Annotated in this window: 14 protein-coding genes and 1 pseudogene; 2 read left to right on the plus strand and 13 right to left on the minus strand. The window is 67.6% G+C overall.

All coding sequences use genetic code 11. The annotated features are described in order from the left end of the window. Positions 1 to 214 precede the first annotated feature (214 nt). The 12 genes from purH to BM198_RS27065 all read right to left on the minus strand — a co-directional run bounded on the left by purH (position 215) and on the right by BM198_RS27065 (position 14815). Positions 215 to 1822, minus strand: a complete 1608-nt coding sequence (purH, locus tag BM198_RS27010; RefSeq protein WP_074973821.1) for a bifunctional phosphoribosylaminoimidazolecarboxamide formyltransferase/IMP cyclohydrolase — start codon at positions 1820 to 1822, stop codon at positions 215 to 217. Between the two features lie 87 nt (positions 1823 to 1909). Beyond that, entirely contained in the window at positions 1910 to 2230 is a 321-nt protein-coding gene (gene fis / locus BM198_RS27015; RefSeq protein WP_044411145.1) for a DNA-binding transcriptional regulator Fis, read from the minus strand. After that, a complete protein-coding gene (dusB, locus tag BM198_RS27020; protein ID WP_044411146.1) occupies positions 2227 to 3222 on the minus strand; it encodes a tRNA dihydrouridine synthase DusB in 996 nt (331 codons plus the stop codon). Before dusB ends, fis begins: the two co-directional genes overlap by 4 nt. A 169-nt stretch (positions 3223 to 3391) precedes the next feature. After that, on the minus strand, positions 3392 to 4849 hold the full coding sequence (locus BM198_RS27025; protein ID WP_074973806.1) for a DUF3426 domain-containing protein: 1458 nt from the start codon (positions 4847 to 4849) through the stop codon (positions 3392 to 3394). A gap of 83 nt (positions 4850 to 4932) precedes the next feature. Next, on the minus strand, positions 4933 to 5811 hold the full coding sequence (gene prmA / locus BM198_RS27030) for a 50S ribosomal protein L11 methyltransferase (protein WP_074973808.1): 879 nt from the start codon (positions 5809 to 5811) through the stop codon (positions 4933 to 4935). A gap of 34 nt (positions 5812 to 5845) precedes the next feature. Next, on the minus strand, positions 5846 to 6709 hold the full coding sequence (locus BM198_RS27035) for an EI24 domain-containing protein (RefSeq protein ID WP_074973809.1): 864 nt from the start codon (positions 6707 to 6709) through the stop codon (positions 5846 to 5848). A 72-nt stretch (positions 6710 to 6781) separates the two neighbouring features. Next, positions 6782 to 8125: an acetyl-CoA carboxylase biotin carboxylase subunit gene (accC, locus tag BM198_RS27040; RefSeq protein ID WP_044411155.1), complete on the minus strand. Its 1344-nt coding sequence runs from the start codon at positions 8123 to 8125 to the stop codon at positions 6782 to 6784. Positions 8126 to 8142: 17 nt separating this feature from the next. Beyond that, positions 8143 to 8613, minus strand: a complete 471-nt coding sequence (accB, locus tag BM198_RS27045; protein ID WP_044411158.1) for an acetyl-CoA carboxylase biotin carboxyl carrier protein — start codon at positions 8611 to 8613, stop codon at positions 8143 to 8145. Between the two features lie 25 nt (positions 8614 to 8638). Then, positions 8639 to 9082: a type II 3-dehydroquinate dehydratase gene (gene aroQ / locus BM198_RS27050; RefSeq protein ID WP_044411161.1), complete on the minus strand. Its 444-nt coding sequence runs from the start codon at positions 9080 to 9082 to the stop codon at positions 8639 to 8641. A gap of 115 nt (positions 9083 to 9197) precedes the next feature. Then, positions 9198 to 10970, minus strand: coding sequence for a protein-disulfide reductase DsbD (locus BM198_RS27055; RefSeq protein WP_074973811.1), 1773 nt, complete (start codon positions 10968 to 10970; stop codon positions 9198 to 9200). 165 nt (positions 10971 to 11135) lie between these two features. Beyond that, positions 11136 to 13100 (minus strand): methyl-accepting chemotaxis protein, encoded by a 1965-nt coding sequence (locus BM198_RS27060; protein ID WP_074973813.1) that lies wholly within the window; start codon positions 13098 to 13100, stop codon positions 11136 to 11138. Between the two features lie 101 nt (positions 13101 to 13201). Next, entirely contained in the window at positions 13202 to 14815 is a 1614-nt protein-coding gene (locus tag BM198_RS27065; RefSeq protein ID WP_074973815.1) for a diguanylate cyclase, read from the minus strand. A gap of 305 nt (positions 14816 to 15120) precedes the next feature. On the opposite strand from BM198_RS27065, the gene BM198_RS27070 reads away from it, so the two are divergent. Together BM198_RS27070 and yfcD are read left to right on the plus strand one after the other, a co-directional pair. Then, positions 15121 to 16188: a DUF2333 family protein gene (locus tag BM198_RS27070; protein ID WP_074973817.1), complete on the plus strand. Its 1068-nt coding sequence runs from the start codon at positions 15121 to 15123 to the stop codon at positions 16186 to 16188. Next, complete coding sequence (yfcD, locus tag BM198_RS27075) at positions 16188 to 16712, plus strand: NUDIX hydrolase YfcD (RefSeq protein ID WP_074973819.1); 525 nt, start codon at positions 16188 to 16190, stop codon at positions 16710 to 16712. The genes BM198_RS27070 and yfcD overlap by 1 nt, the downstream gene beginning before the upstream one ends. 155 nt (positions 16713 to 16867) lie before the next feature. Here the strand turns inward: yfcD and BM198_RS30340 are convergent. Further along, positions 16868 to 17131 (minus strand): annotated as a pseudogene (locus tag BM198_RS30340) (IS481 family transposase); the annotation flags it as partial.

Below are 17131 nucleotides of genomic sequence, written 5' to 3' on the forward strand. Positions count from 1 at the left end.
TTTCCTCGAGGAGGCGGGCCAGAGGCCCCGATGGTGGATGAGAAGAGCGTCATCCACCCTACAAAAGCTTATTCCTGCAGACCTTAGGGGACGCGATGGAGCGGGTAGATGCAAGGCGTCCGGGCCCTCACCAAGCGGAGTTGCCTTCTGGCAATGAGCATTGGGGAGGGGCCGGACAACGCAGCAGATGCCTGCTTCAGTGCGTCCCTGTCACTCAGTGTCGGAAGTGGCGCATGCCGGTGAATACCATCGCAATGCCGGCCTCGTCGGCGGCGGCGATGACTTCGTTGTCACGCATGGAGCCGCCCGGCTGGATCACGGCGGTGATGCCGGCCTTGGCGGCGTTGTCGATGCCGTCGCGGAAGGGGAAGAAGGCGTCGGAGGCCATGACCGCGCCCTTGACCTCGAGACCGGCATGCTCGGCCTTGATGGCGGCGATGCGGGCGGAGTTGACGCGGCTCATCTGGCCGGCGCCGACGCCGACGGTCTGGCGGTTCTTGGCGTAGACGATGGCGTTGGATTTGACGAACTTGGCCACTTTCCAGGCGAAGATCAGGTCGTGGATCTCCTGCTCGCTCGGGGCGCGCTGGGTGACGATCTTCAGGTCTTCCGCCTTGATCATGCCGATGTCACGGCTCTGCACCAGCAGGCCGCCGTTGACGCGCTTGAAGTCCCAGCCCGGGGCGCGCTCGGCCGGCCACTCGCCGCATTCCAGCAGGCGTACGTTGGCCTTGGCGGTCACCACTTCACGGGCGGCGGCGGAGATTTTCGGGGCGATGATCACTTCGACGAACTGGCGCTCGACGATGGCCTTGGCGGTTTCGCCGTCCAGCTCGCGGTTGAAGGCGATGATGCCGCCGAAGGCGGATTCGGTGTCGGTGGCGTAGGCCAGGTCGTAGGCCTTGCGGATGCCGCCTTCGTCTTCCGGAACCACGGCGACGCCGCAGGGGTTGGCGTGCTTGACGATGACGCAGGCCGGCTTGACGAAGCTCTTCACGCATTCCAGGGCGGCGTCGGTGTCGGCCACGTTGTTGAAGGACAGTTCCTTGCCCTGCAGCTGGACGGCGGTGGAGACGCTGGCCTCGCCCTTCTTCGCTTCCACGTAGAACGCCGCGCTCTGGTGCGGGTTCTCGCCGTAGCGCATTTCCTGGGCCTTGACGAACTGGCTGTTGAAGGTGCGCGGGAAGGCGCTGCGGTCTTCGGTGGACAGGGTGTCGCGGGCCTGGTCGATGGTGCCCAGGTAGTTGGCGATCATGCCGTCGTAAGCGCTGGTGTGCTCGAAGGCCTTGAGGGCCAGGTCGAAGCGCTGGGCGTAGGTCAGGCCGCCGGCCTTGAGGGATTCGACGATGCCGGCGTAGTCGCTGGCGTTGACCACGATGGCGACGTCCTTGTGGTTCTTCGCGGCGCTGCGGACCATGGTCGGGCCGCCGATGTCGATGTTCTCGATGGCGGTGGGCAGGTCGCAGTCAGCCTTGGCGACGGTGGCCTCGAAGGGGTAGAGGTTGACCGCCACCAGGTCGATCGGCTTGATGCCGTGCTGCTCCATGACCGCGCCGTCCAGGTTGCGGCGACCGAGGATGCCGCCGTGGATCTTCGGGTGCAGGGTCTTCACGCGGCCGTCCATCATTTCCGGGAAGCCGGTGTAGTCGGCGACTTCCACGGCGGCGACGCCGTTGTCCTTGAGCAGCTTGTAGGTGCCGCCGGTGGAGAGGATCTCCACGCCCAGGGCAGCCAGTTCACGGGCGAACTCGAGGATGCCGGTCTTGTCGGAAACGCTGATCAGGGCGCGGCGAACGGGGAGGCGGGTGGTCTGGTCGGTCATGTCGATGTCCATCGGAGCAGGGGAATCAGTAAAAAAGGGCGGCCTTTGATGTTCTCGGGGGCCGCCCTTTCTTTATCGAATACGTGCTTACAGGAGGTCGTACTGCTTGAGCTTCTTGCGCAGCGTGCCCCGGTTGAGGCCGAGCATCTCGGAGGCCTTGGTCTGGTTGCCCTTGACGTAGTTCATCACGGTTTCCAGCAGCGGGGCTTCCACTTCGGAGAGCACCAGGTTGTAGACGTCCGTGACCGTCGCGCCCTCCAGGTGGGCGAAGTAGTTGTGCAGTGCCTTCTCGACGCTGCCGCGCAGGGTCTGGCCCTCGGCGGTCGGTGTGGTCAGGTGCTGTTTCAGGTTGGCGTTGTCGCTCACGGGTGTTGCCCCATCAAAAAAATTCTCGGTCATCGTCGTCATGCGGCCTTATCCCCTTCGTTGTGACGCTCGGCGAAAAATTGCCGAACGCTGGCGCACTGCGCGTCCGTGGACTCCAAACGATTGAACTGGGCGCGAAACTCCCTGGCGCCCGGCAGGGTTGCGAGATACCAGCCGACATGCTTGCGGGCGATGCGTACGCCCATCACTTCGCCATAGAAGGCGTGCAGTGCGGCCAGGTGCTCCAGCAGGATCTGTTCCACCTCTTCAAGCCCCGGCACCGCCAGCAGTTCGCCGGTGGCCAGGTAATGCGTGATCTCGCGGAAGATCCAGGGTCGCCCCTGGGCCGCTCGACCGATCAGCAGGGCATCGGCACCGGTGGCGTCGAGGACCTGTCTGGCTTTCTGTGGCGAGTCGATGTCGCCGTTGGCAAAGACCGGGATCGACACCGACTGCTTGATCGCGGCGATGGTGTCGTACTCGGCTTCGCCGGTGTACAGGTCGGCCCGGGTGCGACCGTGAACGGCCAGCGCCTGGATACCCGACTCTTCGGCGATCCTCGCCACGGCGATGCCGTTCTTGTTGTCGCGGTCCCAGCCGGTGCGGATCTTCAGCGTGACCGGGACATCGACGGCCTTCACCACGGCGTCGAGGATGCGTGCCACCAGGGCTTCATCCTTCATCAGCGCGGAACCGGCCGCCTTGTTGCAGACCTTCTTCGCCGGACAGCCCATGTTGATGTCGATGATCTGGGCTCCGAGCGCCACATTGGCCCTGGCCGCCTCGGCCAGCATCTCCGGGTCGCCGCCGGCGATCTGCACCGAACGGGGCTCCGGGTCGCCTTCATGAAGCAGGCGCAACCGGGACTTGCGGCTGTTCCACAGGCGCACGTCGCTGGTGACCATCTCGGAGACTACCAAGCCGGCACCCAGGCGACGGCAAAGCAGACGAAACGGACGGTCGGTCACGCCCGCCATGGGGGCGAGTATCACCTGGTTGGGTAGGGCATACGGGCCGATGCGTACCGCCGACATGGGTCTTCCCTGCCTGTGGGGCCGGATCTTGGTCTACGAAAAAGGGTGGGCATCATACCCGCTCTCGATGACCGGATAAAGGTTGTTTTGAACAAATTCTGAACAGTGCCGAGCTTATCGCCAGGGGTTCTGGCAAGGCCCCGGAGCGGCGTCCGGCGGGCCTGTCAGGCTATTCCGGGGAGTGGAAGCTCAGGCTGTAATTGACCGCCTTGATGCCGGGGTCAAGGATGTCCAGCGAGATGTGGATCGGCGTCTGCGGCGGCATTTCCGTCTGCCCGGCCAGCTCCCCGCCGAGGTATTCGCCGGGCTTGAAGCGACGGTTGGCGAGCAGTTGCCCGTTGATGTCGGCGAAGCGCAGTTCCAGCAGCGGGAAGGGCTGGGAGAAGGCCGCGCGGTTGTAGATGATCGCATCCACCACCAGGGCGCCGGTGAAGTCCGGGTGGCTGCGCACCACCAGGTTGCTGCTCTTGATCAGGTTGACGTCGACCTTGGAAGGCAGGCGGCAGCCGATCTCGGGGCAGAGCTGCTCGAACCAGGGGCGGTACTGGTCGGTGCGGGCCAGTTCGTCGAAGTGGTACCAGACGTACTGGAAGCCCAGGGCGAGGCCGCCGATCAGGTTCAGCAGGCCCCAGCCGATCCAGCGGCCCCAGGGTTTGCGCGGGGCTTGCCATTCCAGTTGCAGGGGCTCGTCGTCCAGGTCCAGCAGGCCCTTGTCGCGCAGGCTCGGTTCGTTGCGCGGCGGGCTGCGGCTCACGACGGGCTCGGTCGGTGCGTCGTCCAGCGGTTCGTCTGTGTCGTCCTCGTCCCGTTCCTGCGTGGCGGTGCGGCCGGGGGCGGGGAGATCCGGTTCGTCATCGGGCTCGTCGTCGCGGGCCGAGCCGATGCTCGGCAGCGGGTCGTCCTCTTCCTCGACGGCGGCCAGGTTGAGCGCAGGTTCGCGGCGCTCCGGCTCGGCCGGGCGCGGCGGCACGGGTGCCTGGGGTACGGAGGCGGTGGGGCGTTGCTCGGCGTGCAGCAGGGCTTCGGCCCAGCCTTCGTCGTAGCGTTGTTCGGGATCGTCACGCTGGCCCAGCAGCTGTTCGCCCGGCTTGGGGGCGGCCTGCAGGGCCATGAATTCGCGGGAGAGCTTGAGTTCTTCCTGTTCCAGCTTGGCCAGTTCCTCGTCGAGGTCGAGGCTGTCCAGGTCCAGGTCGTCGTGGATCCACAGGGTGTTCTTGTCGCCGCTCTTGCCGCTGGGGGCCGGCGTTGCGGCAGCCTGCGGCTTGAGCACGGTGGCGACGCTGGGCACGCTCGGAGCCGGAGCCGGAGCCGGAGTCGGAGTCGGAGTCGGAGCCGGAGCCGGAGCCGGAGCCGGAGCCGGAGCCGGAGCCGGAGCCGGAGCCCGGGGGGCGGGTGGCGTCGCGCTCGGAGCAGCCGGGCGAGCGGGTGGCGTGGCTGCAGCCGGGGCGGTCGTCGTCGGGGCCGAGGCTTCCTTCGCCGCCAGGCTCCCCAGCAGTTGCTTGGCTGCGTTGAACACGTGCAGGCACGCGCCGCAACGCACCGCGCCATGGGCCGCCGCCAGCTGGGCGCGGGTCACGCGGAAGCTGGTCTGGCAATGGGGGCACTGGGTGACGAAGCTATCGGTCATGCGGCGGTCCGGGCAAAACGACGCGCTAGTCTACCAACTCGCCACGTCGCTGGCGCATTCCTGCTGTGCATCCTTTGCGGGCCTCAGCGACGAACGCCGCTGATGCGCACCCAGCCATCCTTCTCGGCGGTCGGGTCCAGCTCGAAGGCGTCGGCGTAGGCCGCGCGGACCCCCTCGGCCTGCTCGGCGAGGATGCCCGACAGCGCCAGGCGGCCGCCGGCCTTGACCAGCGCGGTGATCTGCGGCGCCAGGGACACCAGCGGGCCGGCGAGGATGTTGGCCACCACCACGTCGGCCGGCTGTTGCGGCATGTCGGCGGGCAGGTAGACGGGGAACAGGGCCGGGTCGATGCCGTTGCGCGAGGCGTTGTCGCGGGAGGCCTCCAGGGCTTGCGGGTCGATGTCGGTGCCCACCGCCTGGCGCGCGCCCAGCAGCAGGCCGGCGATGGCGAGGATGCCGGAGCCGCAGCCGAAGTCGATCAGGTCGCAGCCGCCCAGTTCCTGACCGTCCAGCCATTCCAGGCACAGCGCGGTGGTCGGGTGGGTGCCGGTGCCGAAGGCCAGGCCCGGGTCCAGCAGCAGGTTCACCGCATCCGGCTCGGGGGCGTCGTGCCAGCTCGGGACGATCCACAGGCGGCGGCCGAAGCGCATGGGCTGGAAGTTGTCCATCCAGCTGCGTTCCCAGTCCTGGTCTTCGATGCGCTCGATCTGGTGCTGCGGCAGGGCGCCGCCGGTGAGCAGTTCGAGGTGCGCCACCAGCGCCGTCTCGTCGGTGTCGGCCTCGAACAGGGCCAGCAGGTGGGTGTGGGACCAGAGCGGGGTGGTGCCGAGGTCGGGCTCGAAGATCGGCTGGTCTTCGGCGTCCATGAAGGTCACCGAGACGGCACCGACTTCCAGCAGGGCGTCTTCATAGGTTTCCGCCTGATCCGGGGTGATGGCGAGACGGACTTGTAACCAGGGCATGGCGAAACCTCGATGCGGCGTGGAGAAGGGGCTCTTACGGGGCGGGCAAGCTTACTTGAGGCTCGGGTGCCATGCCAGCCGCGGCGTCCAGGCGGTCGAGGCCGCGGTAGGCGAGGTGGCAGACGCCGCTGCCGAGCAGGGCCGGGAGCAGCAGATTGAGCACGGGAACCACCGCCAGCATGAGGATCAGCAGGCCGAAGGCGATGAGGGCGCCGCGCTGGGCCCGCACCACGCGCATCTGTTCGGCGCCACTGGCCAGTTCGGCGAGGGCGGCGGGCACCAGGAAGCGCACGTTCAGGTAAGCCAGCAGCATCAGCATCAGGATGCCGTTGACCACGGGGATCAGCAGGCAGAGCAGCGGGCCGATTCCGATGCCAATGCCGAGGCCCAGCCAGGGGCCGAGGTGGTAGCGGCCGGCGCGCAGCAGGTCGGTGGTGGCGGGTTGGCGCTGGAGCAGGCTGGGGTAGTGGCTGCGGGTACGGGTCTTCAGGCGCCCCATCAGCACCCAGCGCAGGCTGAGGCGGATGCTGAGCACCACGGCGCCAGCGTAGAGCACGACCACGATGGCCACTGCCAACAGTGCGGCGTAAACCGCCATCAAGGCCAGGGCCGGGGCGATATTGGCCATGGCGCTGATGGTCGCCGGGCCGCCGCTGACGCTTGGGAGCAACCCGAGGGCGGCAGCGCCCATGATCACGAAGGAGGCGATCAGCCCGGCGGCCTTGGCGATGAACTCGAAGTGGGTATAGAACAGCCAGCCCCAGAAGCTGGTCATCAGCAGGCAGAGGCCCGACGAGCCGATGAGGATGCCCGGCCGCAGGCTGGAGCGCAGGGCCAGCCCCAGGCAGATGAAGGCCTCCAGAAAGGCCCGGCCGATGGACTTGAATCTTGCTTTCACGGGCGGGGCATTCCTTTGCGTGGCGGAAATGAAGAAGGGCCGCATTATGCGGCCCTTCGGGGTTCACCAGGCTTACTTCTTGCCCAGTTTGTGCTCGAGGTAGTGAATGTTCACGCCCCCTTTGCAGAAACCCTTGTCGCGGGTGAGGTCGCGGTGCAGCGGGACGTTGGTCTTGATCCCGTCCACCACGATCTCGTCGAGGGCATTGCGCATGCGCGCCATGGCCTCGTCGCGGTCCTTGCCGTAGGTGATCAGCTTGCCGATCAGCGAGTCGTAGTTCGGCGGTACCGAGTAGCCGCTGTACAGGTGCGAATCGACGCGCACGCCGTTGCCACCCGGGGCGTGGAAGTACTTCACCTTGCCCGGGGAGGGCATGAAGTTGTCCGGGTCTTCGGCGTTGATGCGGCACTCCAGGGCATGGCCACGGATGACCACGTCTTCCTGCTTGATCGAGAGCTTGTTGCCTGCGGCGATGCTGAGCATCTCCTTGACGATGTCGACGCCGGTGACCATCTCGGTGACCGGGTGCTCCACCTGGACGCGGGTGTTCATCTCGATGAAGTAGAAGCGGCCGTTCTCGTAGAGGAACTCGAAGGTACCGGCACCGCGGTAGCCGATCTCGATGCAGGCCTGGACGCAGCGGGCCAGCACTTCGGCGCGGGCCTTCTCGTCGATGCCGGGGGCGGGAGCTTCTTCCAGCACCTTCTGGTGGCGGCGCTGCAGGGAGCAATCGCGGTCACCCAGGTGGATGGCGTTGCCCTGGCCGTCGGAGAGTACCTGCACTTCCACGTGGCGCGGGTTGGTGAGGAACTTCTCCAGGTAGACCATGGAGTTGCCGAACGCGGCACCGGCTTCGGTGCGGGTCAGCTTGGCCGACTTGATCAGCTCGTCGGCGCTGTGCACCACGCGCATGCCGCGACCACCGCCGCCACCGGCAGCCTTGATGATCACCGGGTAACCGACGTCCTCGGCGATCGCCAGGGCGGTCGCTTCGTCTTCCGGCAGCGGGCCGTCGGAGCCCGGAACGGTCGGTACGCCGGCCTTCTTCATGGCGTCCTTGGCGGACACCTTGTCGCCCATCAGGCGGATGGTGTCGGCTTTCGGGCCGATGAAGGCGAAGCCGGAGTTCTCCACCTGCTCGGCGAAGTCGGCGTTCTCGGCGAGGAAGCCGTAGCCCGGGTGGATCGCGGTGGCGCCGGTCACTTCGGCGGCACTGATGATGGCCGGGATGTTCAGGTAGGACTGGGCGGCGGGTGCCGGGCCGATGCAGACGGTCTCGTCAGCCAGGGACAGGTGCATCAGCTCGCGGTCGGCCGTGGAGTGCACCGCTACCGTCTTGATGCCCAGCTCCTTGCAGGCGCGCAGGATGCGCAGGGCGATCTCGCCACGGTTGGCGATCAGGACTTTTTCCAGCATCACAGGCTCTCCGCGGTTCAGACGATGGTGAACAGCGGCTGGTCGTACTCAACCGGCTGACCGTTTTCCACGAGGATGGATTCGATCACGCCACTGGCTTCGGCTTCGATGTGGTTCATCATCTTCATCGCTTCGACGATGCAGAGGATGTCGCCTTTCTTAACGGTCTGGCCGACTTCGGCGAAGTTGGCCGAGGTGGGGGAGGCGGCACGGTAGAAGGTGCCGACCATCGGCGAGCGGACCACGTGGCCGTTCAGCTTCGCCGCAGCCGGGGCAGCGTCGGCTGCCGGAGCCGGGGCAGCAGCCGGTGCGGCGGCAACGGGCGCGGCGACCGGAGCCGGGGCAGCGGCATAGACCGGCTGGGCGGCCATGGCCTTGTTGCTGTGACGGCTGATGCGCACGGACTCTTCGCCCTCGCGGATCTCCAGCTCGTCGATCCCGGACTCTTCCAGCAGTTCGATCAGTTTCTTGACTTTACGGATATCCATTAATCATCAACTCCCAAGGGTGAGGTCAGGGGCGTTCAAGGTGTTCCAGTGCCGCGTCCAGGGCCAGGCGGTAGCCGGTGGCGCCCAGACCGCAGATCACTCCCACGGCTACGTCGGAGAAGTAGGAGTGATGGCGGAAAGGTTCTCGTTTGTGCACGTTGGACAGGTGCACTTCGATGAATGGGATGCTCACTGCGAGCATCGCGTCACGTAGCGCGACACTTGTATGCGTGAAAGCGGCCGGATTGATGAGGATGAAGTCCACGCCCTCGTTGCGCGCAGCGTGGATCCGCTCGATCAGTTCGTACTCGGCGTTGCTCTGCAGGTGCATCAGGTGGTGCCCGGCTTCGCGGGCGCGGCGCTCCAGGTCCTGGTTGATCTCGGCCAGGGTGGTGGCGCCGTACTTGTCGGGCTCGCGGGTCCCCAGCAGGTTGAGGTTGGGACCGTGCAGGACGAGCAAGGTGGCCATGGGCTGTCTTCCTTATTGGGGCCAGGCGGGACCGTGAAGGATAGTCGTGACTGTCCCTGTGTCGCCAGTAGTCGACACGATGCCCGCAGATTGCGGCAGATTTATGAAGTTCCGCTTATTGACGCGAGCCGGCGCGGGCCAGGTGGTTGGCGAACGCGGCGGCGTGGATCTCTCCTACGACACGCAGATCGGCCCATTCGTCACCGTTCGCCCCGAAGAACAGCAGGGCCGGCGGGCCGAACAGCTTGTAGCGGTCCAGCAGGGCGCGCTGCTCGGCGGTGCTCTCGGTCATGTCGAAGCGCACCAGGCGGTAGCGGCCCAGTTGCGCGGTGACCTCCGGCGCGGTGAGCACCTCGCGCTCGATCACCTTGCAACTGATGCACCAGTCCGCGTACCAGTCCAGCAGCAGCGGTTGCCTGGCGGCCTTGGCGGCGGCCTGGGCGGCCTCAAGCTCGGCCGGCGTCTTCACGGTGATCCAGGCACCGGCGGCTGCCGTGGCCTGGGGGGCACCGGCCACGCCGGCACGGCCCAGCGGGCGCAGCGGATCGGCCTCGCCCTTGAGCGCGCCGACCCAGGTGGCGCCGGCGTAGACCAGCAGCACCAGCCCGGCGAGTTGCGCCAGGCGCTGGCGTGGGGGTTTGGGGCCGAACTCCAGGGTGCCGAGGAACAGCGCAACCCCGGCAGCCAGCAGGCCCCACAGGGCCAGGCTCAGCGAGCCCGGCAGCACGCGCTCCAGCAGCCACACCGACACCGCCAGCAGCAGCACCCCGAAGGCATTGCGCACCGCCACCATCCACGGGCCGGAGCGCGGCAGCAGCGCGCCGCCACCGACCGCGAAGAGCACCAGCGGAGTGCCCATGCCGAGGCCCAGCAGGAACAGCTTCAGGCCGCCGCCCAGGGCATCGCCGCTGGCACTGATATAGAGCAGGGCGCCCGCCAGCGGGGCGGAGACGCAAGGCGAGACCAGCAGGCTGGAGAGCACCCCCAGCGCTGCCGCACCCCAGATCGAGCCGCCCTGGGTGCTGCCGGCCAGGCGGTCCAGCGGGCCGGCGAGGAAGCCCGGCAGGCGCAGTTCATACAGGCCGAACATGGCCAGGGCGAACACCGCGAAGAAGGCCGCGAAGGGCACCAGCACCCAGGCCGATTGCAGGCGCGCCTGCAGGTTCAGCTCAGCGCCGAACACGCCCATCAGCGCGCCCAGCACGGCGAAGCAGGCCGCCATCGGCAGCACGTAGGCCAGCGACAGCACCAGGCCCCGGCCGCCGCCCACCTGCCCGCGCAGCACCACGCCGGAGAGGATCGGCAGCATCGGCAGCACGCAGGGGGTAAAGGTCAGGCCCAGCCCGGCGAGGAAGAACAGCGCCAGCTCGTGCCAGCTCCAGCCCTGCCCGTCGCTTGGCACCGCACCGTCCGGCGTGGCGGCGGACGCGGCGCCGATCTGCAGCGTCTCGGTTTCCGGCGGGTAGCACAGGCCCTTGTCGGCACAGCCCTGGTAGGTCACCAGCAGCTTGAAGGGGCGCTGTTGCGGGTTGTTCAGCGGCAGGTCGACGTCGAGGACCTCGTAGTACACCTCCACGTCGCCGAAGTAGTCGTCGGTCTTGTGCTTGCCCGCCGGCAGTTGCGCCGCGCCCAGGCCGACATCGGCCGGCTCGGTGCGGAACTGGAAGCGGTGCTTGTAGAGGTAGTAGCCCTCGGCGTTGGTGAAGCGCAGCTTGATCGCCGTGGGTGAACTCTCCACCAGGCTGAGGCGGAAGGCCTCGCGCACCGGGAGGAAGTCCTGGCTGTTGTTCAGCGGGGCGCCGAGGGTGGCGCTGGGGCGGCCGTCCAGCAGCCCGGCGACGGCGGGCAGGGTGGCCAGTAGCAGGATGAGGGTCAGCAGACGACGCATGGGACACTCGGCAGGCAAAGGTGCCGGGCATGATAACGGAGCCGGTCCGCGCCCGGCAGGCCGATCCTGTAAGCGGCTTTCTCATCGCGCCGAAAGGTCATGCGCCGTCCCCTTGGGCGCGCCGCCTGCGCCCGGGGCGCGACACGTCGCCGCAGAGACGGCCTGCTAGACACGGAAGGCCTGCACCGCCTGGTTCAGCTCGCCGCCCAGCTGCAGCAGCTGCTCCGCCTGGTCGCGGCTGCGGCCGATGTGGCGCAGGTTGTCGTCGCCCTGCTGGTGGATCTGCTCGCTGTAGCCGCGGATCTCGCTCACCGCGCCGCTCTGGTTGGCGGTGGCCTCGGCGATCTGCCCGGCGGTGCTGGCGATGGTGCGGATGGCGTCGACGATCTCGTCCAGCGCCCCGTCTGCCGCGGCAGCGCGGGTGGCGGTGGCCTCGGCGTGCTCCACCTGGGCGCGCATGCCCTGCACCGACTGGTGGGCGGCGGTCTGCAGGCGGCCGATGAGTTCCTGGATCTCCCCGGTGGCGCCGGCGGTGCGTTGCGCCAGGGTACGCACCTCGTCGGCGACCACTGCGAAGCCGCGCCCCTGCTCGCCGGCGCGGGCCGCTTCGATGGCCGCGTTGAGCGCCAGCAGGTTGGTCTGCTCGGCGATGCCGCGGATCACTGTCAGCACGCTCTCGATGGTGGCCGACTCCTGGGCCAGTCGCTCGATGGCGCTGGCGTTGTTCTGCACCTCGCCCACCAGCGTGCGCATGCCGGTCAGGCTCTGGCCGATGATGCGCTGGCCCTGTTCCACCGCACGGCCGGCCGCGTGGCTGGCGTCGGCGGCGTGGGCCGCGTCACCGGCCACCTGCTGGATGGTGGCCTCCAGTTCGCCCAGGGCATCGCGGATCTGCCCGGTGCCCACCGCCTGGCGTTCGGCGCCGTCGTGCAGGCCGCCGTTGAGGCCGGCCAGGGTGTGGCTGCTGCTCAGCACCTGCTCGGCGTGGTGGCGGATGGTGCCCACCAGGTCGCCCAGGTAGGCCCGCAGGCGCGCCAGGGAACCCTCGATGCCGCGCAGGTCGTCGATGCGTGAATCCAGGTGGATGGGCTGGCTGAAGTCCCCCGAGGCCCAGTGGGACAGCGCCTGCATCAGGCGCCCGAGCACCCGGGTGAGGTTGCGCTGGATTCGGTCCACCGCCAGGGCGATGAGCAGGATCAGGCCGATCATCAGCCCCTGCATCAGCCGCACCTCGCCCTGGATGCGGCCGTGCTCGGCGCGCACCAGGGGCTCCAGGGCAGTCAGGGCCTGGCGCAGGTCGTCGAGGCGGGCGCGGGTGGCCTTGGCCAGTTCGGCGCGGTTGGCGATCAGTTGGCGAGTGCGCTGCAGTTCGGCCGGGTAGCGGCCAACCAGGCTGGACAGCTCGCGCTTGAGGGCGACGCCACGGTCCTCGGCGGCCTTCTGCTCGCCCTTGTCGGCCAGGCCCATCATCGCGGCGAAGTCGTCGGAGGCGGACTGGCTCTGCTCGGCCACGCCCAGCAGGGGCAGGGCATCGAGGCGGGCGGATTCCTGGCCGAGGGCGGCCAGTTCGCGTTCCACGTCGGCCGCCAGTTCGTCACGGCCGCTTTCCACCAGCTTGGCGCGGGCGTGGGCCAGGCGCGTCAGGTGCTGGGAGGCCGCCAGCAGCGGCGCCCGGTAGTCCGCCGCGTGGGCCGGGTCGCCGGCGTCGGCATAGCGCGCCAGTTGCTCCAGTGCCCCGTCCAGCTCGCGCTCAGCCTGGATCAGCAGGCCCTGCGGGTCACCGGCCAGCTTGCCGGCGGCCAGGAGCTGCTCGGCCGCAAAGGTGCGCAGCGGGTCGATGCCACCGCGCAGGGTGCTGGCCAGCTCCGGCGGCAACTGCTGCAGGCGCTTGTCCAGGTCGTCCAGGCCCTGGGTGGCGGCACTGTGGCGCAGGGCATCGCCGCTGGCGAGGTAGGCCTCGATGTTGTCGCTGACGTCCCGCTGCACGCGCTGCGCCAGGTCCAGGTACAGCTCCATCACCTGGTAGGGGCGTTCCAGGGCGCGCTGGGACCACCACAGCGTGGCGCCCAGGGCCAGGCACACGGTGACGAGAAGAAGGGTATTGAGGTTGGTGAGCTGCTTCAGGCGCATGGGGGCCTCGACCTACAACGAACAGGACGGCGGACCCCGACGATATTTCGATTCGATTGCAGCTTGATGACAGCGTGACCTGCGTCACGCTGCGGGACGGCTCAGCGGAACAGCTCGACGCGGTTACGGCCGCTGCGCTTGGCCTGGTAGAGCGCCTCGTCGGCGCGCTTGGAGAGTGTGTTGCTGTCGATGTCATCGCTCAGCTCGGCGATGCCGCAGCTGAAGGTGCAGGACAGGTCGTGGGGCTGGGCCGGGTAGCGGATCTCGGCGAAGCGCTGGCGGATCTCGTCCAGCACCCGCTGGGCGGCTTCCAGGTCGGTGTCCGGCAGCACCACGGCGAACTCCTCGCCGCCGTAGCGGCCGATGTGGTCGCTCTTGCGCAGGCGCTGTTTGAGGAACAGCGCGAGGCTCTTGATCACCCGGTCGCCCATGGGGTGGCCGTAGGTGTCGTTGACCTTCTTGAAGTGGTCGATGTCGAGCATTGCGAAGCACAGCGGCCGGCCATCGCGGCGTGCGCGGGAACGGGCGTCCTCCAGCAGCTGCAGGGTGTGGGTGTGGTTGAACAGCCCGGTGAGGCTGTCGCGCACCATCCGCGCCTTCAGGCTGCGGGCACGCTTGGCGCGGGTGCGCACGGTGGCGATCAGGTGGCGCGGCTTGATCGGCTTGGTGAGGAAGTCGTCACCGCCCTCGCTCATCGCGTCCAACTGCTTGTCCAGGTCGTCCTCGGCCGACAGGTAGATGATCGGCACGCTGACGTAGCGCTCGTTCTGGCGGATCACCTTGGCCAGCTCGGTGCCCAGGCACTCGGGCATGTACATGTCGAGGATGATCAGGTCCGGCTGGAACTCCGCCAGGGCCGCCATCGCCTGCACCGGCTCGGTGATGGCGCGGGTGACGATGCCGGCACTGTTCAGGGTCATCTCGGTGTGCATCGCCTGGGCGCGGGAGTCGTCCACCACCAGCACCCGGTAGGGCTCGTAGTGGGCGGTGCGGGTCAGGGTCTCGATGCGTTCCAGCAGGCTGGAGGCGTCCAGCGTGCCGGTGTAGAACTCCTGCCCCCCGGCGCGCACGGCGGCCAGGCGGGTCGGGGTGTCGGTGTCCTCGTGGCTGAAGAACAGCACCGGCAGCTTGTGCTCCAGGCCCTTCTGCGCTTCGAGTGCCAGCTCCAGGCCCATGCCGGTGCCGGCGAAATCCACTTCCATGACGATGGCCGACGGGTGTCGCTCGGCCATGGCCGCGCGGAAGGCGTTGGCGCTGTCGCAGGTCTGCGCCGAGAGGCCGAAGAACTCCATCTGCTGGGCCAGGCGTGCGGCGCGCTCGCCGTCCTGCAGGGCCAGATAGACCGGCTTGCGCAGGGGCGGCAGGAAGGTCTGTTCGAGCTGGTCGCCATGGCGCAGCCCGGTGCGCGACAGGCGCTGCATCAGCTGGCTCAGCTCGGTGATCAGTTCGCTGGACAGGCGCCCACGGTTGGCCTGGATGCCCACCAGGCAGGCTTCGATGCTCTGGGCCAGCTGGCTGTGCTCGGGCTGTTCGAAGCGCTGGGCATAACGCTGCAGGAGGGTGTTGGCCTCGGTCAGCTCGGTGAGGTCGGACTCCCGCCACTCGCTGCGCTGCAGCCGCTGCCAGACCTCCAGAAGATGGCGCGCCTGGTGGATCACCCGTTGGGCGAAATAGGTCTTCAGGCGATCGCGGCTCGGATCTTCGGGTTCGGTCATGACGGGCTTCTGGGCTTCTGGTCGTTTTCTGGACGAAATCCGACCTGGATGGTGGCGCTATGCTAGCACCTCGTTGCAGCCGTGCCAGTACCGCCGATCCCTTGGCGCCAACCTTTTCTCCGGGAGTGCCACTGGGTCACAGCGCGAATGTGCGCATCGTCTCAACACCTCGTCACCGGCCCACTCTTGGTTTGGCCATTGGGCGCTGGCAAGGTCGCTCGCTTCACTTATAGTGCGAGGCCGGCGGCACCCTTGCGCAAGGGCGCTGTCGAAACTTGCCGAACGGATGAGTGAAGGACATAGCCATGCTGGACTGGAAGAAGCGTGCGGGCCAGGCACGAGATCGCGTCGATGATTCGGTGGACGATGTCCGCAGCTACCTGGGAGGCATCTGGGTCAGCCGCGCCCTCGGCGCCCTGCTCGGCATCTACCTGGTGGGAGCGGGTGTGGTGGGCTGGTACTGGAGCCAGGAGCCCGAGCTGTTCCCCGTGCAGCAGAACGCCCAGGCGGCGGCCGAACGCGCCCAGCGCAAGCTGGTCACCGGCTACACCACGGTCGAGACCCTAAAACAGGTGGCCCAGACCCTGCTGGACAAGCCCGGTGGCTACCTCTCCAACGACCTGGCCCTGCCCGGCATCTGGCTGGACAACATGCCCAGCTGGGAATACGGCGTACTGGTACAGGTCCGCGACCTGACCCGCGGCCTGCGCAAGGACTTCGCCCGCTCCCAGTCGCAGTCCACTGAGGACGTCGATCTGGCGCGCGCCGAGCCGCGCTTCAACTTCGACAACAAGAGCTGGGCCCTGCCCGCCTCCGAGACCGAGTACCAGGAAGGCATCCGCTCCCTGGACCGCTACCTGGCCCGGCTCTCCGACCCGAGCCAGCCCGGCGCCCAGTTCTATACCCGCGCCGACAACCTCAACAACTGGCTGGGTGACGTCGCCACCCGCCTGGGCTCGCTGTCCCAGCGCCTGTCCGCCAGCGTCGGCCGGGTCCGCCTGAACACCGACGTGAAGGCCCAGGACGGCCAGGAAGGCGTGGTGCCCAAGGTCAGCGAGGAGATCGTCGAGACGCCCTGGCTGCAGATCGACAACGTCTTCTATGAAGCCCGTGGCCAGGCCTGGGCGCTGTCCCACATCCTGCGTGCCATCGAAGTGGACTTCGCCGACGTACTGGCCAAGAAGAACGCCACCATCAGCGTGCGGCAGATCATCCGCGAGCTGGAGGCCGCCCAGGAGCCCCTGTGGAGCCCCATGGTGCTCAACGGCAGTGGCTACGGCGTACTCGCCAACCACTCGCTGGTGATGGCCAACTACATCTCCCGCGCCAACGCCGCCGTGATCGACCTGCGCCAGCTGCTGGAGCAGGGTTGATGGCCCTCGACCCGCGCGAGGCGGCCCACCGCGCCGCCTCCGACGCCGAGCGGGTGGCCTGGGTCGACGAGCAGGACCGCCTCCTCGGCGGCCTGCCCCGGGCCGAGCTGCGCGAGCGCGGGCTGGTTTCCCGTGGCACCTTCATCCTCCTGTTCAACAGCGCCGGCCAGCTCTGCGTGCATCGCCGCACCCTGAGCAAGGCGCTGTACCCGGGCTACTGGGACGTCGCCGCCGGCGGCATGGTCCAGGAAGGGGAGGACTACGCCCTCTCCGCCGCCCGTGAGCTGGAGGAAGAACTCGGCATCGCCGGCGTGCCCCTGCGCGAGCATGGGCGCTTCTACTTCGACGAGCCGGGCAACCGGCTCTGGGGCGCGGTGTTCTCCGCCGTGTCCGACGCGCCCCTGCGGCTGCAGCCGGAGGAGGTGATGGAAGCGCGCTTCATGAGCCTCGACCAGGCCCAGGCGCTGGAGAACTGCTGCCCGGACTCGCTCAAGGCGTTGCGTCTTTATCTGGCGTCGCTATAGAGGTGCAAGGCGTTCTTGCCGCGGGCATCAGAGCCCGGCTGTTTAGCGAGTTTTGCGGGTGTTTTCTGTTTCGCCTTCCCAGGCGAGTCCCTTTTCCAATCGTTTGTACGGACCGGAGACATGGTGGGCACATGTACGAGGACATGGTTGACGCATTATGGACTGCACTCAGGGTCATTCAGGTCAATGGTCCGAAGTAGTTGGTGGCAGAAGTACACATCGAACAAATGTTCGGCATCTGAGTGCGGACGTATTGCTATCACTTTCCCAGCCAATCCCTTGGCAATGCGGAAGTAGCGTTTTCTGAAGCGGAAACGGCTGTGGTAGACCTTCGCCAGCACATCATCCAGACCGTACTCGAACTCTGTTGGTTGTTCGGGATACTTCCAGGGGCTCGTCCGATAGCGGTTGATAGGAAC

The sequence above is a fragment of the Metapseudomonas otitidis genome (genome assembly GCF_900111835.1).
Classification (GTDB): domain Bacteria; phylum Pseudomonadota; class Gammaproteobacteria; order Pseudomonadales; family Pseudomonadaceae; genus Metapseudomonas; species Metapseudomonas otitidis.